Here is a 19,161-nt window from a genome sequence, read left to right as displayed (position 1 = left end):
GTGGCGCCGTTGGTCCGCGCGGGCTGCGGTGCCCGGCAGCCACGGACACGCGCGCGTGGCTACGATGGGCCAGCCGGTGGCCAGCAGGGGCCGCGCGGCGACCTTGACCCTCGGGAAGGCCATGCTGAACAAGTACGCGCGTGCTTTCTTCACGCGTGTTCTCACGCCGTTCGCCACGTTTCTGATCCGGCGGGGCGTCAGCCCTGACACGGTCACGCTGATCGGCACCGCCGGTGTGATGGCGGGGGCGCTGGTCTTCTACCCCAGGGGGGAGTTCTTCTGGGGCACGGTCGTGATCACGCTGTTCGTCTTCTCCGACCTCGTCGACGGGAACATGGCGCGCCAGCTGGGCCGCTCCAGCCGCTGGGGCGCCTTCCTGGACTCCACGCTCGACCGGGTCGCCGACGGCGCGATCTTCGGCGGGTTCGCCCTGTGGTACGCGGCCGGTGGGGACGACATCGTCCTGTGCGCGGTGTCGATCTTCTGTCTGGCCAGCGGCCAGGTGGTGTCGTACACCAAGGCCCGTGGTGAGTCGATCGGGCTGCCGGTCGCCGTCAACGGGCTGGTCGAGCGGGCCGAGCGGCTGGTGATCTCGCTGGTCGCGGCCGGGTTCGCGGGCCTGCACAAGTTCGGGGTGCCCGGCATCCAGTACCTGCTGCCGATCGCGCTGTGGATCGTCGCCGTCGGCAGCCTGGTGACGCTGGTGCAGCGGGTCGTCACCGTGCGCCGGGAGTCCGCGGAGGCCGAGGCGGCGGCGGAGGCGGAGCCCGGGGCGCGGACCTCCGGCAACGCCGCCCAGAACGGCGCTGGTGCCGCCCCAGGCGCCCGCAACGCCGCGCAGGGGGCCGGGGGAGCCCCCCGGGACGGCGGGGCGGCGACATGAGCGCCCGGGACCGGTTGACGGACGGGCTGTACGGCGTCGGCTGGGGCACCGTGAAGAAGCTCCCCGAGCCGGTCGCCGTACGGCTCGGGCGCACCGTCGCCGACCTCGCCTGGCGGCAGGACGGCAAGGGCGTGCGGCGGCTGGCGGCCAACTACGCGCGCGTGCTGCCCGACGCCACACCGGAGCGCCTCGCGGAGCTGACCCGCGCGGGGATGCGCTCGTACCTGCGGTACTGGATGGAGTCCTTCCGGCTCCCGGCCTGGAGCGCCGAGCGCGTCGAGGGCGGGTTCGACCCGAAGGACGTGCACTACCTGACCGACGGGCTGGCCGCCGGGAACGGCGTGATCCTCGCGCTGCCGCACCTGGCCAACTGGGACCTGGCGGGCGCGTGGGTCACCACCAAGCTGCGGACCCCGTTCACCACGGTCGCCGAGCGGCTGAGGCCGGAGACGCTGTACGACCGGTTCGTGGCCTACCGGGAGGGCCTCGGCATGGAGGTCCTGCCGCACAGCGGCGGCACCGCCTTCGGCACGCTGGCCCGGCGGCTGCGCGACGGCGGCCTGGTCTGCCTGGTCGCCGACCGCGACCTGTCCGCCTCCGGGGTCACGGTCGACTTCTTCGGCGCGGAGGCGCGGATGCCCGCCGGTCCCGCGCTGCTCGCCCAGCAGACCGGCGCGCTGCTGCTGCCGGTCACCCTCTGGTACGACGACTCGCCGGTCATGCAGGGCCGGGTGCACCCGCCGGTCGAGGTACCCGCGTCAGGTACCCGGGCGGAGAGGACGTCTGCCATGACGCAGGCGCTGGCCAACGCCTTCGCCACCGGCATCGCCGAGCACCCGGAGGACTGGCACATGCTGCAACGGCTGTGGACCGCTGACCTCGACCCCGCGAAGGGACCCTCGTGAGGATCGGCATCGTCTGCCCGTACTCCTGGGACGTCCCCGGCGGCGTCCAGTTCCACATCCGTGACCTGGCCGAGTACTTCCTCCGCCTCGGTCACGAGGTGTCCGTCCTCGCCCCGGCCGACGACGACACCCCGCTGCCGCCGTACGTGGTCTCGGCGGGCCGCGCGGTCCCGGTGCCGTACAACGGCTCGGTGGCCCGGCTGAACTTCGGTTTCCTGTCGGCGGCGCGGGTGCGGCGCTGGCTGCACGACGGCGCGTTCGACGTCATCCACATCCACGAACCGACGTCGCCGTCGCTGGGCCTGCTGACCTGCTGGGCGGCGCAGGGCCCGATCGTGGCGACCTTCCACACCTCCAACCCCCGCTCGCGCGCGATGATCGCCGCGTACGCCATCCTCCAGGCGGCGCTGGAGAAGATCAGCGCCCGGATCGCGGTCAGCGAGTACGCCCGCCGCACGCTCGTCGAGCACCTCGGCGGCGACGCGGTGGTCATTCCCAACGGCGTCGACGTGGACTTCTTCGCGCGGGCCGAGCCCAAGCCGGAGTGGCAGGGCGGGACGATCGGCTTCATCGGGCGCATCGACGAGCCCCGCAAGGGCCTCCCGGTGCTGATGCGGGCCCTGCCGGGGATCCTCGCCGAGCGGCCGGGGACGCGGCTGCTGGTGGCGGGCCGCGGCGACGAGGAGGAGGCCGTCGAGTCCCTCCCCGCCGACCTGCGTTCCCGCGTGGAGTTCCTCGGCATGGTCAGCGACGAGGACAAGGCGCGGCTGCTGCGCAGCGTCGACGTGTACGTGGCGCCCAACACCGGCGGTGAGAGCTTCGGCATCATCCTCGTCGAGGCGATGTCGGCGGGCGCGCCGGTGCTCGCCTCCGACCTGGACGCCTTCGCCCAGGTCCTCGACCACGGGGCGGCGGGCGAACTCTTCGCCAACGAGGACGCCGACGCCCTGGCCGAGGCGGCCGTCCGGCTCCTCGGGGACCCCGGGCGCCGCGAGGAGCTCCGGGAGCGCGGCAGCGCCCATGTACGCCGCTTCGACTGGTCGACCGTCGGCGCCGACATCCTCTCCGTCTACGAGACGGTGACGGCGGGCGCGGCGGCGGTGGCGGCGGACGAGCGGACGACGGGGCTACGGGCCCGGTTCGGGCTGGCACGGGACTGAAGGGCGGCGCCCGAGGGACTGAGCGGCGCCCACCACGTGGACCGGGCGGCGGTCACCCCGTGACGGGGCGGCGCCCACCCGGTCGACTACCCGCCGGCTCGCTCGGTGGGCCGCGCGGCGGACCGCCCCGTGGACGGGGCCGTCCGACTCGGCGTTCCGCGCGGGGCCCCGCGCAGCGGACTGGGGGCGGCCGCCCGGGCGGCTGAGGGAGCCCGGTCCGGCGTTCCGCGCGGGGGCTCGACCAGTGGACTGCGCGGCGGCCACCCGGCGGGCTGCGCGCGGGCGCTGGACTGAGGTGGCCCGCCCCGGCGTCCCGCGTGGTGGCCCGCCCCGGCGTCCCGCGCGGCGGCCCGCTTCCAGCGGACGGGCTGCGCGGCGTTCGTGCGGGGTCCCTGCACCGGGCTGAGGTCGCCTGGCCCGGCGTTCCGCGCGGGGTGCCCGCACCGGGCTGAGGGAGCCCGCCCCGGCGTCCCGCGCGGCGCCCGCCCCCAGCGGGCGTGCTGAGGCCCGCCCCGCCCGGCGTCCCGCGCGGGTATAACCTTGCCGCCCGTGACCGCAACCCTCATCTGGATCCTGGTCGCCCTCGTGGCGATCGGCCTGTACCTGAGTTGGACCGCGGGCCGCCTGGACCGCCTGCACGCGCGGATCGACGCCGCCCGCGCCGCCCTGGACGCGCACCTGCTGCGCCGGGCCTCCGTGGCGCAGGAACTGGCCACCTCCGGGGTGCTCGACCCGGCCGCGTCGATCGTGCTGTACGAGGCCGCGCACGCCGCCCGGCAGGCCGAGGAGGAGCAGCGGGAGTTCGCGGAGAGCGAGCTGAGCCAAGCCCTGCGCGCGGTCCTCGCCGACCCCGGCCAGGTGGACGGGGTGCGCGCCGCCCCCGGCGGTGAGGCGGCCGTCACGGAGTTGGCGGAGGCGGTGCGGCGGGTGCCGATGGCCCGGCGCTTCCACAACGACGCCGTCCGCGCGGCCCGCGCCCTGCGGCGGCACCGCAAGGTCCGCTGGTTCCGGCTGGCCGGGCACGCCCCGTTCCCGCTGGCCTTCGAAATGGACGACGAACCGCCCGCCGCGCTGGTGGAGAGGGCCGCCTGAACGGCGTATTCCAGACACCTCCCGTCCGGAAAACGAGCCACCGCTTCCTCATTGGCCCTTGCTGTGGCCTGCACGCCTCACGTTTCCTCGGTACTCGGTAGCAGCCCTCTTTCCCGTCAGCGAGGTCACCCGTGTCCAGCACGCCTTCCGAGAACCAGACCCCCGAGACCGGCACCGCGCGCGTGAAGCGCGGCATGGCCGAGCAGCTCAAGGGCGGTGTGATCATGGACGTCGTCACGCCGGAGCAGGCGAAGATCGCCGAGGACGCGGGCGCCGTCGCCGTCATGGCCCTGGAGCGGGTCCCCGCCGACATCCGCAAGGACGGCGGCGTGGCCCGGATGTCCGACCCGGACATGATCGAGGGCATCATCGAGGCGGTGTCGATCCCGGTGATGGCCAAGTCCCGCATCGGCCACTTCGTCGAGGCCCAGGTGCTCCAGTCGCTCGGCGTCGACTACATCGACGAGTCCGAGGTCCTCACCCCGGCCGACGAGGTCAACCACTCCGACAAGTGGGCCTTCACCACCCCGTTCGTCTGCGGCGCCACCAACCTGGGCGAGGCCCTGCGCCGGATCGCCGAGGGCGCGGCCATGATCCGCTCCAAGGGCGAGGCCGGCACCGGCAACGTCGTCGAGGCGGTCCGCCACCTGCGCCAGATCAAGAACGAGATCGCCCGCCTGCGCGGCTACGACAACAACGAGCTGTACGCCGCCGCCAAGGAGCTGCGCGCCCCCTACGAGCTGGTCAGGGAGGTCGCCGAGCTGGGCAAGCTCCCGGTCGTGCTGTTCTCCGCCGGTGGCGTCGCCACCCCGGCCGACGCCGCGCTGATGCGCCAGCTCGGCGCCGAGGGCGTCTTCGTCGGCTCCGGCATCTTCAAGTCCGGCGACCCGGCCAAGCGCGCCGCCGCCATCGTGAAGGCCACCACCTTCTACGACGACCCGAAGATCATCGCCGACGCGTCCCGCAACCTCGGCGAGGCCATGGTCGGCATCAACTGCGACACCCTGCCCGAGTCCGAGCGCTACGCGAACCGGGGCTGGTGATGACCGCTCCCGTGGTCGGAGTCCTCGCACTCCAGGGCGACGTACGGGAGCACCTGATCGCCCTGGCCGCGGCCGACGCCGTGGCCAGGCCGGTCCGGCGCCCCGAGGAGCTCGCCGCGGTGGACGGCCTCGTCATACCCGGCGGCGAGTCCACCACCATCTCCAAGCTGGCCGTCCTCTTCGGCCTGATGGAGCCCCTCCGCGCGCGCGTGCGGGACGGTATGCCCGTCTACGGCACCTGCGCGGGCATGATCATGCTCGCCGAGAAGATCCTCGACCCGCGCTCGGGCCAGGAGACCGTCGGTGGCATCGACATGATCGTGCGCCGCAACGCCTTCGGACGGCAGAACGAGTCCTTCGAGGCGGCGGTGGACGTCCGGGGCGTCGACGGCGATCCTGTGGAGGGCGTCTTCATCCGCGCGCCGTGGGTGGAGTCCGTGGGCGCCGCCGCCGAGGTGCTCGCCGAGCACGGGGGGCACATCGTGGCCGTCCGCCAGGGCAACGCGCTGGCCACGTCGTTCCACCCGGAGCTGACCGGCGACCACCGCGTGCACGGGCTCTTCGTCGACATGGTGCGCGCGAGCCGGGCGCCGGAGTCCTTGTAGGATCTCTGACGTTCGTCATTGGATGGGTTACGCGAAGGAGACAGGCAGATGTCCGGCCACTCTAAATGGGCCACGACGAAGCACAAGAAGGCCGTCATCGATGCCAAGCGCGGCAAGCTCTTCGCGAAGCTGATCAAGAACATCGAGGTCGCGGCCCGCATGGGCGGCGTCGACCTGGACGGCAACCCGACGCTCTACGACGCCGTGCAGAAGGCGAAGAAGTCGTCGGTGCCGAACAAGAACATCGACTCGGCGATCAAGCGCGGCGGCGGCCTCGAAGCGGGCGGCGCCGACTACGAGACGATCATGTACGAGGGTTACGGCCCCAACGGTGTCGCGGTGCTCATCGAGTGCCTCACCGACAACCGCAACCGCGCCGCCTCCGAGGTCCGCGTCGCCATGACCCGCAACGGCGGCTCCATGGCCGACCCCGGCTCGGTGTCGTACCTCTTCCACCGCAAGGGCGTCGTCATCGTCCCCAAGGGCGAGCTGACCGAGGACGAGGTCCTCATGGCCGTCCTGGACGCGGGTGCGGAGGAAGTGAACGACCTCGGCGAGAACTTCGAGGTGGTCTCCGAGCCCACCGACCTGGTCGCGGTCCGCACGGCCCTCCAGGACGCGGGCATCGACTACGAGTCCGCCGACGCCAACTTCGTCCCGACCATGCAGGTCGAGCTGGACGAGGAGGGCGCCAAGAAGATCTTCAAGCTGATCGACGCGCTCGAGGACAGCGACGACGTGCAGAACGTCTTCGCCAACTTCGACGTCAGCGACGAGATCATGGAGAAGGTCGACGCGTAGCACCGCGGCGGACTGGGCGTCTTCGGCGGGCTGGTGGGACACGTCCTACCAGCCCGCCGCCGTTGTCGGTGGCAGCGGCTAGCCTGACAGGACAAAGATCGCCGTCCGTGGGCGGCAACCAGCCGTTGGGGAACCACGACGCTGGTCAGCCAGGTCCGCGAGAGCGGCGGCGGTCCAGCCGCGAGGAGGGGAGGGCGCGTGCGCGTACTGGGGGTGGACCCGGGGCTGACCCGGTGCGGCGTCGGCGTCGTCGAGGGCGTCGCGGGACGGCCGTTGACCATGCTCGGCGTCGGAGTGGTCCGCACCTCGGCCGACGCGGAGCTGGGGGACCGGCTGGTCGCCGTCGAGCAGGGCGTCGAGCGGTGGCTCGACGAACACCGGCCGGAATGCGTCGCCGTGGAGCGCGTGTTCAGCCAGCACAACGTGCGTACCGTGATGGGCACCGCCCAGGCCAGCGCCGTCGCCATGCTGTGCGCCGCCCGCCGCGGCATCCCCGTCGCCCTGCACACCCCCAGCGAGGTCAAGGCCGCCGTCACCGGCAGCGGGCGGGCGGACAAGGCCCAGGTCGGCGCCATGGTCACCCGGCTCCTCCGGCTCAGCGCGCCCCCCAGGCCCGCGGACGCCGCCGACGCCCTCGCCCTCGCCATCTGCCACATCTGGCGCGCCCCCGCCCAGAACCGCCTCCAGCAGGCCGTCGCCCTGCACACCGCCCACGCAACGAAAGGCCGTACGGCATGATCGCCTTCGTCAGCGGCCCGGTCGCCGCCCTCGCCCCCGACTCCGCGGTGGTCGAGGTGGGCGGGATCGGCATCGCCGTCCAGTGCACCCCGAACACCCTCTCCGGGCTGCGCACCGGCCAGCAGGCCAGGCTCGCCACCTCCCTGGTCGTCCGGGAGGACTCCCTGACCCTCTACGGCTTCGCCGACGACGACGAGCGGCAGACCTTCGAACTGCTGCAGACCGCGAGCGGTGTCGGCCCCCGGCTCGCCCAGGCCATGCTGGCCGTGCACTCCCCGGACGCCCTGCGCAGAGCCGTCGCCACCGGCGACGAGAAGGCCCTCACCGCCGTCCCCGGCATCGGTAAGAAGGGTGCGCAGAAGCTGCTCCTGGAACTGAAGGACCGGCTCGGCGAACCCCTCGGTGCCCCCGCCGTCGGCGCCCCCGTCACCCACGGCTGGCGCGACCAGCTGCACGCCGCCCTGATCGGCCTCGGCTACGCCACCCGCGAGGCCGACGAGGCCGTCTCCGCCGTCACCCCGCAGGCCGAGGCCGCGGGCGGCCCGCCCCCGGTCGGACAGCTCCTCAAGGCCGCCCTCCAGACGCTGAACCGCGCCCGATAACCCGCGGTCGAGAGCCCGCCAGCCCGTAGTCGAGAACCGAGGCACACCACATGAACTGGGACGACACCCCCGACACCGCCACCGAGCGGCTCGTCGGTGCGTCCGCCGACGGTGAGGACCAGGCCGTCGAGGCCGCCCTGCGCCCCAAGGACCTGCACGAGTTCATCGGCCAGGAGAAGGTCCGCGAGCAGCTCGACCTCGTGCTGCGCGCCGCCCGCGCGCGCGGCGCCACCGCCGACCACGTCCTGCTGTCCGGCGCCCCCGGCCTCGGCAAGACCACCCTGTCGATGATCATCGCGGCCGAGATGGGCGCCCCCATCCGCATCACGTCGGGGCCCGCCATCCAGCACGCCGGCGACCTCGCGGCGATCCTGTCCTCCCTCCAGGAGGGCGAGGTCCTCTTCCTCGACGAGATCCACCGCATGTCCCGCCCCGCCGAGGAGATGCTCTACATGGCGATGGAGGACTTCCGCGTCGACGTCATCGTCGGCAAGGGCCCCGGCGCCACCGCCATCCCCCTGGAGCTGCCGCCGTTCACCCTGGTCGGCGCCACCACCCGCGCGGGCCTGCTGCCGCCCCCGCTGCGCGACCGCTTCGGCTTCACCGCGCACATGGAGTTCTACGAGCCCACCGAGCTGGAACGGGTCATCCACCGCTCCGCCAGCCTGCTCGACGTCGAGATCGAGGCGCCCGGCGCCGCCGAGATCGCGGGCCGCTCCCGCGGCACGCCCCGCATCGCCAACCGGTTGCTGCGCCGGGTCCGCGACTACGCCCAGGTCAAGGCCGACGGCGTGATCAGCCAGGAGATCGCCGCCGCCGCCCTCGCGGTCTACGAGGTCGACAGCCGTGGCCTCGACCGCCTCGACCGCGCCGTCCTGGAGGCCCTGCTGAAGCTGTTCGGCGGCGGCCCCGTGGGCCTGTCCACCCTCGCGGTCGCCGTGGGGGAGGAGCGCGAGACCGTCGAGGAGGTCGCCGAGCCCTTCCTGGTACGGGAGGGACTGCTCGCCCGCACCCCGCGCGGCCGGGTCGCCACCCCCGCCGCATGGGCGCATCTCGGCCTCACCGCACCCGGCACCGGCGCTGTGGGAAACGGACAACAGGACTTGTTCGGGACGTGACGGTGCGGACATTGGCCAGCCCAGGAACCCTGGTGCCATGCTGAGCGTTGTTCCATGCGCGCGGACTCGCTTAGACTCCGCCGATGCCGCCCTTCTCGTGGCGGCAAGCACACCCCCAACCATCAGGCCGCTCACCACCGCGGTCGTGTGAAGGAAGTTCCGACCCGTGAGTCTCGTGACCCTCCTCCCGTTCATCGTGCTCATCGGGGCCATGTTCCTGATGACGCGGTCGGCCAAGAAGAAGCAGCAGCAGGCCGCCGACATGCGGAACCAGATGCAGCCCGGTTCCGGAGTCCGCACGATCGGGGGCATGTACGCCACGGTCAAGGAAGTCAACGAGGACACCGTCCTCCTCGACGCCGGACCGGGTGTGGAGCTGCTCTTCGCCAAGAACTCCATCGGTGCGGTCCTCACCGACGACGAGTACAACCGCATCGTGCACGGCATCGAGCACGACCTGAAGTCCGACGCAGGCCTCGTGCCGGACGACGCCTCCTCCCTCACCGACTCCGACGAGTCCGCCGAAGCCGCCTCCGACGGCGACACCTCCGCCGACGCCTCCGTCGACCTCGGCAAGAAGGACACGGCCGAGGAGCCGTCCACCGCCGACGCGAAGCCGGGCGAGGAGCCGAAGAAGTCCGACGGCGACTCCGACGCGAAGTAGTCACGCCCAGGGCGCGCGGGTACCACCCGCGCACCCAGGGACCTGCTCGTCGCGCACGGGATCCCGACACCATGGCACGGCCGCACGCCCGCAGACCCGGCGCGGAGCGGCCCGAGAGGGAGTACGAGAAGGTGGCAGCACCCAAAAAGGGTCGGAGCGCGAGCGCTCAGAGCAAGCCGGTGCGCTCGCTGGTCCTGATTCTGATCGCCATCGTGGCGCTCACGGGGGGCATGTTCCTCTCCGGACATACCACCCCGCGTCTCGGCATCGACCTGGCGGGCGGCACGAGCATCACGCTCCGCGCCGTCCCCGAGGACGGCGACGAGGCGGCGATCAACAAGACCAACATGAACACCGCGGTCTCCATCATGGAGCGCCGCGTCAACGGTCTTGGCGTGTCCGAGGCGGAAGTCCAGACCCAGGGCGATCGCAACATCATCGTCAACATCCCCAAGGGCACCAACTCCAAGCAGGCCCGGGAACAGGTCGGCACCACCGCCAAGCTGTACTTCCGGCCGGTCCTGGCCACCGAGCCCACCGGCCCCGCCGCGGCGAACCCCTCGCCCAGCGCCTCGGGCGAGGCCACCGGCTCCGCCAGCCCCTCCGCGTCAGCGTCCCCGTCGGACGGCGAGTCCGCCACCGGCACCGAGACCGCCAAGGCGACCCCGTCGGGCTCCGCCACCACCCAGGGCCGCGCCGTCACCGACGCGCTGAAGGCCGACCCCACGCCCTCCGACTCGGCCTCGGCCTCCGCGAGCGCCAGCCCCTCCGCCACGGACGAGGGCGCCGCCTCCGACGCCGACACCAAGGTCCAGCAGGAGTACGCCGCACTGGACTGCTCCAAGAAGGCGGCCCGCACCGACGCCGGTGACGGCGCCAAGCCCGACGCCTCCACGGTCGGTTGCGGTGAGATCAACGGCGTCTGGTACAAGTACCTGCTCGGCCCGGCCGCCGTCGACGGCACCGAGGTCGACGACGCCAGCGCCGTCTACGACACCCAGAGCGGTGCCGGCTGGAAGGTCCAGATGGACTTCTCCTCCTCCGGCGCCAAGAAGTTCGCCGACATCACCGGCCAGCTCGCGCAGAACCAGTCGCCGCAGAACCAGTTCGGCATCGTCCTGGACGGAGAGGTCGTCTCCAGCCCGTTCGTCAGCCAGTCCATCTCCGGCGGCAACGCGGAGATCTCCGGCAGCTTCACCCAGGACGAGGCGCAGAACCTCGCCAACATGCTCTCCTACGGCGCCCTGCCGCTGAGCTTCCAGGAGGACAGCGTCACCACGGTCACCGCCGCGCTCGGCGGCGACCAGCTCCACGCGGGCCTCATCGCGGGCGCCATCGGCCTCGCGCTGGTCGTGCTCTACCTGGTGGTCTACTACCGCGGCCTGTCCTTCATCGCGATCGCCTCGCTGCTGGTCTCCGCCGCGCTCACCTACGTGATCATGTCGCTGCTCGGCCCCGCCATCGGCTTCGCGCTGAACCTCCCCGCGGTCTGCGGCGCCATCGTCGCCATCGGCATCACCGCGGACTCGTTCATCGTCTACTTCGAACGCGTCCGCGACGAGATCCGTGAGGGCCGCTCGCTGCGCCCCGCGGTCGAGCGGGCCTGGCCGCGCGCCCGGCGCACCATCCTGGTCTCCGACTTCGTGTCGTTCCTCGCCGCCGCGGTGCTGTTCGTCGTCACCGTCGGCAAGGTGCAGGGCTTCGCCTTCACGCTCGGCCTCACGACCGTGCTCGACGTCGTGGTCGTGTTCCTGTTCACCAAGCCGCTGCTGACGCTGATGGCGCGCCGGAAGTTCTTCGCGAGCGGCCACCGCTGGTCCGGCCTGGACCCGAAGGCCCTGGGAGCCAAGCCCCCGCTGCGCCGCACCCGCCGTCCCGTCGCCCCCGTCGACCCGAAGGAGGCGTGAGATGTCGAAGCTCGGCAACCTCGGCGCCCGGCTCCACCGTGGCGAGGTCGGTTACGACTTCGTCGGCAACCGCAAGCTCTGGTACGGCATCTCGATCCTGATCACCATCACGGCCATCGTCGGCCTGACGGTGCGCGGCCTGAACATGGGCATCGAGTTCCAGGGCGGCGCCGTCTTCACCACCCCGAAGACGTCCGTCTCGGTCTCCCAGGCGCAGGAGTACGCGGAGGAGGCGTCGGGTCACGACGCCATCGTCCAGAAGCTCGGCAACGGCAGCCTGCGCATCCAGATCGCGGGCACGGACACCAGCAAGTCCGACCAGATCAAGAACACCCTCGCCGAGGACCTCAAGGTCAACGAGGAGGACATCAACGCCGAACTGGTCGGTCCCAGCTGGGGCGACCAGATCGCCAACAAGGCGTGGCAGGGCCTGGGGATCTTCCTGGTCCTGGTGGTGATCTACCTGGCGATCGCCTTCGAGTGGCGGATGGCCATCGCCGCGTTCGTCGCCCTGATCCACGACATCACCATCACGGTCGGCATCTACGCCCTCGTCGGCTTCGAGGTCACCCCGGGCACCGTGATCGGTCTGCTGACGATCCTCGGTTACTCGCTGTACGACACGGTCGTCGTCTTCGACAGCCTCAAGGAACAGACCAAGGGCATCACCAAACAGACCCGCTGGACCTACAGCGACATCGCCAACCGCTCGATCAACAGCACCCTGGTCCGGTCGGTCAACACCACCGTGGTCGCCCTGCTGCCGGTGGCGGGCCTGCTGTTCATCGGCGGCGGCGTCCTCGGCGGCGGCATGTTGAACGACATCTCGCTGTCGCTGTTCGTCGGCCTCGCGGCCGGCGCCTACTCCTCGATCTTCATCGCCACGCCGCTCGTCGCCGACCTCAAGGAACTCGAGCCGGAGATGAAGGCGCTGAGGAAGCGCGTCCTCGCCAAGCGCGCCCAGGGCGCCGAACCGGCCGTCGCGCCGACCGCCGCCACCACGGACGACGACTACGACGACGAGCCCGAGGACGCCGCGCCCGCGGTCGTCGGCCCGCGCAACCAGCCCGCGTCCCGTGGCCGGGGCCGTGGCCGACCCTCGGGGAAGCGACGATGACCGACATCGAGCAGCTGCTGCTCAGCCGGATCCGGGACGTGGCCGACTACCCGGAGCCGGGCGTGCTGTTCAAGGACATCACCCCGCTGCTCGCGGACCCGGCGGCGTTCGGCGCCCTGACCGACGCCCTGGCCGACATAGCCGTCCGCGAGAACGCCACCAAGGTCGTCGGTCTGGAGGCCCGCGGCTTCATCCTGGGCGCCCCGGTCGCCGTCCGCGCGGGCGTCGGCTTCATCCCCGTACGCAAGGCGGGCAAGCTCCCCGGAGCGACCCTGAGCCAGGCGTACGACCTGGAGTACGGCTCCGCGGAGATCGAGATCCACGCCGAGGACCTCAGCGGCGACGACCGGGTCCTGGTCGTCGACGACGTCCTTGCCACCGGCGGCACCGCCGAGGCGTCCCTCACCCTGATCCGCCGCGCCGGTGCCCGGGTCGCGGGCGTCGCCGTCCTGATGGAACTGGGCTTCCTGGGCGGCCGTACCCGCCTGGAGTCCTCCCTGGACGGAGCGCCGCTGGAGGCACTTCTCACCATCTGACCCGCACCACCCCGCGCGCCCGGCACCGAGCACCACCGCCGGGCGCGCGGCCTTTTCCCGGCGCGGAGCGCGCGGTCCCGTGCGCGGGCGCGCGAGGCGTCCGACCGCAGGCGGGAGCCGTCCCGCGCACCGGTCGACCGCCACGCGGGAGCCGCCGGACCCCGCGGAAGGAATCCCCCGCACGCCCCTTGTGTTCCTCGGGTAGACGGGCCTCACTCTGGCCTGAAGGCGATCCCGCGACCCGGGATCGCTACCATGGGGTCTCCGGAACCTGACCGGGGGACCCGGATCGCGCACGAGGAGCCCTCTTGGCAGACGAGGCCCAGCACCTGACCGCCGCCAAGCCCGAACCCACCCCGGGCGCCGCGGCGAAGCCCGCGCCGAACGCCGGGAACGACACCCGCGGGCCGGTCGAACACGCCCCGGCCCCGTCCGCGAACCCCGCCGAGCAGCCCGCCAAGCCGTCCGCACCGCAGCGCAGCACGGCCACGCCGCCCATCCGCCCGGCGTCCGCGCAGCCCGTCCGCACCGGTTCCTCCAACCGCGTCCGCGCCCGTCTCGCCCGCCTCGGCGTCCAGCGCGCCAACCCGTACAACCCGGTCCTGGAGCCGCTGCTGCGGATAGTGCGCAGCAACGACCCCAAGATCGAGACGTCGACACTGCGCCAGATCGAGCGCGCCTACCAGGTCGCCGAGCGCTGGCACCGCGGCCAGAAGCGCAAGAGCGGCGACCCGTACATCACCCACCCGCTCGCGGTCACCACCATCCTCGCCGAGCTGGGCATGGACCCGGCCACCCTGATGGCGGGCCTGCTGCACGACACCGTCGAGGACACCGAGTACGGCCTGGACGACCTGCGCCGCGACTTCGGCGACGTCGTCGCCCTCCTCGTCGACGGCGTCACCAAGCTGGACAAGGTCAAGTTCGGTGAGGCCGCGCAGGCGGAGACCGTGCGCAAGATGGTCGTCGCCATGGCCAAGGACCCCCGCGTCCTGGTCATCAAGCTCGCCGACCGCCTGCACAACATGCGCACCATGCGCTACCTCAAGCGCGAGAAGCAGGAGAAGAAGGCGCGCGAGACCCTGGAGATCTACGCGCCGCTCGCCCACCGCCTGGGCATGAACACCATCAAGTGGGAGCTGGAGGACCTCGCCTTCGCGATCCTCTACCCCAAGATGTACGACGAGATCGTCCGGCTGGTGGCCGAGAGGGCGCCGAAGCGCGACGAGTACCTGGCCATAGTGACCGACGAGGTCCAGCAGGACCTGCGTGCCGCCCGCATCAAGGCGACCGTCACCGGCCGCCCCAAGCACTACTACAGCGTCTACCAGAAGATGATCGTCCGCGGCCGGGACTTCGCGGAGATCTACGACCTGGTGGGCATCCGCGTCCTCGTCGACACCGTGCGCGACTGCTACGCCGCCCTCGGCACCGTGCACGCGCGGTGGAACCCGGTCCCCGGCCGGTTCAAGGACTACATCGCGATGCCCAAGTTCAACATGTACCAGTCGCTGCACACGACGGTCATCGGACCCAACGGCAAGCCCGTAGAGCTCCAGATCCGCACCTTCGACATGCACCGCCGCGCCGAGTACGGCATCGCCGCGCACTGGAAGTACAAGCAGGAGGCCGTCGCCGGTGCCTCGAAGGTGCGTACCGACGTGCCGAAGGGGTCCGGCAAGGACAAGGACGCCATCAACGACATGGCGTGGCTGCGGCAGCTCCTGGACTGGCAGAAGGAGACCGAGGACCCCGGCGAGTTCCTGGAGTCGCTGCGCTTCGACCTCTCCCGCAACGAGGTCTTCGTCTTCACCCCTAAGGGTGACGTCATAGCGCTCCCGGCCGGTGCCACCCCCGTGGACTTCGCGTACGCCGTCCACACCGAGGTCGGCCACCGCACCATAGGAGCGCGGGTCAACGGCAGGCTCGTCCCGCTGGAGTCCACCCTCGACAACGGCGACCTGGTGGAGGTCTTCACCTCCAAGGCGGCCGGTGCCGGGCCCTCCCGCGACTGGCTCGGCTTCGTCAAGTCACCGCGTGCCCGCAACAAGATCCGCGCCTGGTTCTCCAAGGAGCGCCGGGACGAGGCGATCGAGCAGGGCAAGGACGCCATCGTCCGCGCGATGCGCAAGCAGAACCTGCCGATCCAGCGCATCCTCACCGGTGACTCCCTGGTCACCCTGGCGCACGAGATGCGCTACTCGGACATCTCCGCGCTGTACGCGGCGATCGGCGAGGGCCATGTCTCCGCGCAGAACATCGTGCAGAAGCTGGTCCAGGCGCTCGGCGGTGAGGAGGCCGCCACCGAGGAGATCGACGAGAGCGTCCCGCCCGCCCGCGGCCGGAGCCGCAAGCGCCGCTCCAGCGCCGACCCGGGCGTCATCTGCAAGGGCGTCGAGGACGTCTGGGTCAAGCTGGCCCGCTGCTGTACGCCCGTACCCGGCGACCCGATCATCGGCTTCGTCACCCGTGGTAGCGGTGTGTCGGTGCACCGGAGTGACTGCGTCAACGTGGAGTCACTGTCGCGCGAGCCGGAGCGCATCCTCGAAGTGGAGTGGGCGCCCACCCAGTCCTCGGTCTTCCTGGTCGCCATCCAGGTGGAGGCCCTGGACCGCTCCCGGCTGCTCTCCGACGTCACCCGGGTCCTGTCCGACCAGCACGTCAACATCCTCTCCGCCGCCGTCCAGACCTCCCGCGACCGCGTCGCCACCTCCCGCTTCACCTTCGAGATGGGCGACCCGAAACACCTCGGCCACGTGCTGAAGGCCGTCCGGGGCGTGGAAGGCGTCTACGACGTCTACCGCGTGACGTCGGCACGCAACCGGACGTAGGCAGGACGACGAGAACGGGGCTCCCCGCGGTGGGGAGCCCCGTTCCTCGGTGTCCGTGCGTCAGCCGCCGAACTCCTGGAGACCCTTCAGCGCCTGGTCCAGCAGTGCCTGGCGGCCCTCCAGCTCACGCTCCAGCTTGTCGGCCTTGGCGTTGTTGCCCTGGGCACGCGCCTGGTCGATCTGACCGCGGAGCTTGTCCACGGCCGCCTGGAGCTGACCGGTCAGTCCCTCGGCACGCGCGCGTGCCTCCGGGTTGGTCCGGCGCCACTCGGCCTCCTCGGCCTCCTGGATGGCCCGCTCCACCGCGTGCATCCGGCCCTCGACCTTCGGGCGGGCGTCGCGCGGGACGTGGCCGATGGCCTCCCAGCGCTCGTTGACCGAGCGGAAGGCGGCCCGCGCGGTCTTCAGATCGGTGACCGGGAGGATCTTCTCGGCCTCCTCGGCCAGCTCCTCCTTGAGCTTGAGGTTCTCCGCCTGCTCCGCGTCCCGCTCGGCGAAGACCGAGCTGCGGGCGGCGAAGAACACGTCCTGTGCGCCGCGGAAGCGGTTCCACAGGTCGTCCTCGTGCTCGCGCTGGGCGCGGCCCGCGGCCTTCCACTCCGTCATCAGCTCGCGGTAGCGCGCGGCCGTGGGGCCCCAGTCCGTCGACGCGGACAGCGCCTCGGCCTCGGCGACCAGCCGCTCCTTGGTCCGGCGGGCCTCCTCGCGCTGCGCGTCCAGCTGCGCGAAGTGCGCCTTGCGCCGCTTGGAGAACGCCGACCGGGCGTGCGAGAACCGGTGCCACAGCTCGTCGTCCGACTTGCGGTCCAGGCGCGGCAGGCCCTTCCAGGTGTCCACCAGCGACCGCAGCCGCTCACCGGCCACCCGCCACTGGTCGGACTGGGCCAGCTCCTCGGCCTCGGTGACCAGCGACTCCTTGGCCTGACGGGCCTCGTCGGTCTGCCGGGCCCGCTGCGCCCTGCGCTCCTCGCGGCGCTTGTCCACCAGCTCGACCAGCTTGTCCAGCCGGGCCCGGAGCGCGTCCAGGTCACCGACGGCGTGGTGCGCGTCGATCTGCTCGCGCAGGTGGTCGATCGCGGCCTGGGCGTCCTTCGCCGACAGGTCGGTGGTCTGCACCCGCTTCTCGAGGAGGCCGATCTCGACAACCAGGCCCTCGTACTTGCGCTCGAAATAGGCCAGCGCCTCCTCGGGGGAGCCCGCCTGCCAGGAACCGACGACCTGCTCGCCGTCGGCCGTACGCACGTACACGGTCCCCGTCTCGTCGACGCGGCCCCACGGGTCGCTGCTCACAGCGCCTCCTCCACATGATGCCTGCGGGGGGCGTCGGCTCCCCCGGGCATCGTCCACAGTTTCGTCACGGCCAACATAGGCGACCGGCGGGTTGCCTGTCCGCATCCCGCGCGACCGAAGTTACGCAGTTGGGGGTCAGGATTCGCTGACCGTGGCCTTGTTGATCACGACCGTCGCGTTCGGCGCCCCGTCACCCGCGCCGGTGTTCTCACCCGCGGCGGCAATCTTCTCGAGTACCTTCATCCCGGCCTCGGAAACCGTACCGAACGGGGTGTAGTTGGGCGGCAGCGGACTGTCCTCGTAGACGAGGAAGAACTGGCTGCCACCGCTGTCGCGGCCCTGACCCGAGGAGGCGTCGAACTGGTTCGCCATCGCCACCGTGCCCTTCGGGTAGGTGTCGCCCTTGAGGCTCTTGTCCTTCAGGTTCTCGTCCGGGATGGTGTAGCCCGGCCCGCCGGTGCCCTGGCCCGTCGGATCGCCGCACTGCAGGACGTAGATGCCGTTCGTGGTGAGCCGGTGGCACGACGTGTGGTCGAAGTAGCCCTTCCCGGCCAGGAAGTCGAACGAGTTCACGGTGTGCGGGGCCGCCGACGCCTTCAGGTCGATGTCTATGTCACCGCAGGTCGTCGCCAGCTTCATCGTGTACTTCGCCGACTTGTCGATGGTGACCGCTGGCTCCTTCTTCCAGCTCATCGTCTCCACGTCGCCCTTGGCGGGCTTGTCGCAGGGGTCGGGTGCCTTGCTCGTCGCCTCGGCGCTGGGCGTGACCTCCGCGCCCGCGTTGCTCTTGTCGTCGTCGCCCTTCAGGGTCCCGGTCGTGTACAGCGCGAGGCTGCCCACCAGAACCACGCCGAGCACCGACGCGATCACCGCGTTGCGCGTGCGTGTCTTGCGCCGTGCCTGGGTGCGCCGCTGCTGCTGCCGCAAGAACTTCTCCCGGGCGAGCTGACGCCGCCGCTGTTCCTGGCTGACCACCGGGTCTACTCCTCGTGCGTCTGGTTACGTCGACGGGTTACGCGCCCTGGAGTCAACCGCGCGCGTGTGTGCCCCGTACCGTATATGGGTTCCCTGAGGATGCGGCAGCGCCGGTAGGCTTCTGGCCTCAGGCGCAGCCGTTCACAAGCCACTCGAACCGACACAACGAAGGACGATCGTGCTCATTGCCGGGTTCCCCGCCGGGGCCTGGGGGACGAACTGTTATCTCGTCGCCCCCGCCGCCGGTGAGGAGTGCGTGATCATCGACCCCGGCCACCAGGCCGCCCCGGGCGTCGCCGAGGCCGTCGCCAAGCACCGCCTCAAGCCGGTCGCCGTCATCCTCACCCACGGCCACATCGACCATGTGGCGTCGGTCGTCCCGGTGTGCGGCGCGCATGGCGTACCGGCCTGGATCCACCCCGCCGACCGCTACATGATGAGCGACCCGGAGAAGGCCGTCGGCCGCTCCATCGGGATGCCGCTGATGGGTGAGCTGACCGTGGGGGAGCCGGACGACGTCAGGGAGCTGACCGACGGCGCCGCACTGGAACTGGCCGGTCTGCGGCTCTCCGTCGCGCACGCGCCGGGCCATACCAAGGGGTCGGTGACCTTCGGTATGCCCGAGGCGGCGGACGTCCCGCCGGTCATGTTCTCGGGCGACCTGCTGTTCGCCGGCTCCATCGGACGCACCGACCTGCCCGGTGGTGACATGGCCGAGATGCTCGACTCGCTGGCCCGCGTGTGCCTGCCGCTCGACGACTCGACCGTGGTGCTGTCCGGACACGGCCCCCAGACGACCATCGGCCGGGAGCGTGCCACCAACCCGTACCTGCGGCAGGTGGCCGACGGCCAGGGAGCCGCCGACCAGGCTCCCCGACGAGGAATGTGACGAGA

At 71.5% G+C, this 19,161-nt stretch carries 18 protein-coding genes; 16 read left to right on the top strand and 2 right to left on the bottom strand.

Features of this window, described 5'->3' with window-relative positions; genetic code table 11:
• The first annotated feature begins 64 nt into the window (after positions 1 to 64).
• From pgsA to ABZ659_RS29175, 15 genes are all read left to right on the top strand, one after another.
• Complete coding sequence (gene pgsA / locus ABZ659_RS29245; RefSeq protein WP_360225655.1) at positions 65 to 883, top strand: phosphatidylinositol phosphate synthase; 819 nt, start codon at positions 65 to 67, stop codon at positions 881 to 883.
• Entirely contained in the window at positions 880 to 1,788 is a 909-nt protein-coding gene (locus tag ABZ659_RS29240; protein ID WP_360225589.1) for a phosphatidylinositol mannoside acyltransferase, read from the top strand. The genes pgsA and ABZ659_RS29240 overlap by 4 nt, the downstream gene beginning before the upstream one ends.
• A complete protein-coding gene (locus ABZ659_RS29235; RefSeq protein ID WP_360225587.1) occupies positions 1,785 to 2,948 on the top strand; it encodes a glycosyltransferase family 4 protein in 1,164 nt (387 codons plus the stop codon). Before ABZ659_RS29240 ends, ABZ659_RS29235 begins: the two co-directional genes overlap by 4 nt.
• Before the next feature lie 549 nt (positions 2,949 to 3,497).
• Positions 3,498 to 4,040, top strand: a complete 543-nt coding sequence (locus ABZ659_RS29230; RefSeq protein WP_360225585.1) for a hypothetical protein — start codon at positions 3,498 to 3,500, stop codon at positions 4,038 to 4,040.
• A 131-nt stretch (positions 4,041 to 4,171) separates the two neighbouring features.
• Positions 4,172 to 5,083 carry a pyridoxal 5'-phosphate synthase lyase subunit PdxS gene (pdxS, locus tag ABZ659_RS29225; RefSeq protein WP_360225583.1) on the top strand — a complete coding sequence of 304 codons (912 nt, stop codon included), beginning with the start codon at positions 4,172 to 4,174 and terminating at the stop codon, positions 5,081 to 5,083.
• Complete coding sequence (gene pdxT, locus ABZ659_RS29220) at positions 5,083 to 5,688, top strand: pyridoxal 5'-phosphate synthase glutaminase subunit PdxT (RefSeq protein WP_360225581.1); 606 nt, start codon at positions 5,083 to 5,085, stop codon at positions 5,686 to 5,688. The genes pdxS and pdxT overlap by 1 nt, the downstream gene beginning before the upstream one ends.
• 48 nt (positions 5,689 to 5,736) lie before the next feature.
• Positions 5,737 to 6,489 carry a YebC/PmpR family DNA-binding transcriptional regulator gene (locus ABZ659_RS29215; RefSeq protein ID WP_360225579.1) on the top strand — a complete coding sequence of 251 codons (753 nt, stop codon included), beginning with the start codon at positions 5,737 to 5,739 and terminating at the stop codon, positions 6,487 to 6,489.
• 198 nt (positions 6,490 to 6,687) lie between these two features.
• Positions 6,688 to 7,227 (top strand): crossover junction endodeoxyribonuclease RuvC, encoded by a 540-nt coding sequence (gene ruvC / locus ABZ659_RS29210; protein ID WP_360225577.1) that lies wholly within the window; start codon positions 6,688 to 6,690, stop codon positions 7,225 to 7,227.
• Complete coding sequence (gene ruvA / locus ABZ659_RS29205) at positions 7,224 to 7,829, top strand: Holliday junction branch migration protein RuvA (RefSeq protein ID WP_360225575.1); 606 nt, start codon at positions 7,224 to 7,226, stop codon at positions 7,827 to 7,829. Before ruvC ends, ruvA begins: the two co-directional genes overlap by 4 nt.
• A gap of 50 nt (positions 7,830 to 7,879) precedes the next feature.
• Positions 7,880 to 8,947, top strand: coding sequence for a Holliday junction branch migration DNA helicase RuvB (gene ruvB / locus ABZ659_RS29200; RefSeq protein ID WP_360225573.1), 1,068 nt, complete (start codon positions 7,880 to 7,882; stop codon positions 8,945 to 8,947).
• A gap of 166 nt (positions 8,948 to 9,113) precedes the next feature.
• A complete protein-coding gene (gene yajC / locus ABZ659_RS29195; RefSeq protein WP_360225571.1) occupies positions 9,114 to 9,611 on the top strand; it encodes a preprotein translocase subunit YajC in 498 nt (165 codons plus the stop codon).
• A gap of 131 nt (positions 9,612 to 9,742) precedes the next feature.
• Positions 9,743 to 11,518: a protein translocase subunit SecD gene (gene secD, locus ABZ659_RS29190; RefSeq protein ID WP_360225569.1), complete on the top strand. Its 1,776-nt coding sequence runs from the start codon at positions 9,743 to 9,745 to the stop codon at positions 11,516 to 11,518.
• 1 nt (position 11,519) lies between these two features.
• Positions 11,520 to 12,635 (top strand): protein translocase subunit SecF, encoded by a 1,116-nt coding sequence (secF, locus tag ABZ659_RS29185; protein WP_360225567.1) that lies wholly within the window; start codon positions 11,520 to 11,522, stop codon positions 12,633 to 12,635.
• Positions 12,632 to 13,171, top strand: coding sequence for an adenine phosphoribosyltransferase (locus tag ABZ659_RS29180; RefSeq protein WP_360225565.1), 540 nt, complete (start codon positions 12,632 to 12,634; stop codon positions 13,169 to 13,171). The genes secF and ABZ659_RS29180 overlap by 4 nt, the downstream gene beginning before the upstream one ends.
• Before the next feature lie 308 nt (positions 13,172 to 13,479).
• Positions 13,480 to 16,002 (top strand): RelA/SpoT family protein, encoded by a 2,523-nt coding sequence (locus tag ABZ659_RS29175; RefSeq protein ID WP_360225563.1) that lies wholly within the window; start codon positions 13,480 to 13,482, stop codon positions 16,000 to 16,002.
• 60 nt (positions 16,003 to 16,062) lie between these two features.
• On the opposite strand, the gene ABZ659_RS29170 is transcribed toward ABZ659_RS29175, so the two are convergent.
• Together ABZ659_RS29170 and ABZ659_RS29165 are read right to left on the bottom strand one after the other, a co-directional pair.
• Positions 16,063 to 17,292, bottom strand: coding sequence for a DUF349 domain-containing protein (locus tag ABZ659_RS29170; RefSeq protein WP_360225561.1), 1,230 nt, complete (start codon positions 17,290 to 17,292; stop codon positions 16,063 to 16,065).
• Between the two features lie 135 nt (positions 17,293 to 17,427).
• Complete coding sequence (locus ABZ659_RS29165; protein WP_360225559.1) at positions 17,428 to 18,267, bottom strand: peptidylprolyl isomerase; 840 nt, start codon at positions 18,265 to 18,267, stop codon at positions 17,428 to 17,430.
• 178 nt (positions 18,268 to 18,445) lie between these two features.
• On the opposite strand from ABZ659_RS29165, the gene ABZ659_RS29160 reads away from it, so the two are divergent.
• Positions 18,446 to 19,156 carry an MBL fold metallo-hydrolase gene (locus ABZ659_RS29160; RefSeq protein ID WP_360225557.1) on the top strand — a complete coding sequence of 237 codons (711 nt, stop codon included), beginning with the start codon at positions 18,446 to 18,448 and terminating at the stop codon, positions 19,154 to 19,156.
• Positions 19,157 to 19,161: the final 5 nt, after the last annotated feature.

This window comes from Streptomyces sp. NPDC006997 (genome assembly GCF_040635175.1).
Classification (GTDB): Bacteria; Actinomycetota; Actinomycetes; order Streptomycetales; family Streptomycetaceae; genus Streptomyces.
This window is presented reverse-complemented; position numbering and strand designations above follow the sequence as displayed.

Coding starts and splice junctions, on each gene's coding strand:
- secF (WP_360225567.1), top strand. CDS start 11,520: ATGTCGAAGCTCGGCAACCTCGGCGCCCGGCTCCACCGTGGCGAGGTC.
- pdxT (WP_360225581.1), top strand. CDS start 5,083: ATGACCGCTCCCGTGGTCGGAGTCCTCGCACTCCAGGGCGACGTACGG.
- ABZ659_RS29180 (WP_360225565.1), top strand. CDS start 12,632: ATGACCGACATCGAGCAGCTGCTGCTCAGCCGGATCCGGGACGTGGCC.
- ABZ659_RS29215 (WP_360225579.1), top strand. CDS start 5,737: ATGTCCGGCCACTCTAAATGGGCCACGACGAAGCACAAGAAGGCCGTC.
- pgsA (WP_360225655.1), top strand. CDS start 65: ATGGGCCAGCCGGTGGCCAGCAGGGGCCGCGCGGCGACCTTGACCCTC.
- ruvB (WP_360225573.1), top strand. CDS start 7,880: ATGAACTGGGACGACACCCCCGACACCGCCACCGAGCGGCTCGTCGGT.
- ABZ659_RS29240 (WP_360225589.1), top strand. CDS start 880: ATGAGCGCCCGGGACCGGTTGACGGACGGGCTGTACGGCGTCGGCTGG.
- ruvA (WP_360225575.1), top strand. CDS start 7,224: ATGATCGCCTTCGTCAGCGGCCCGGTCGCCGCCCTCGCCCCCGACTCC.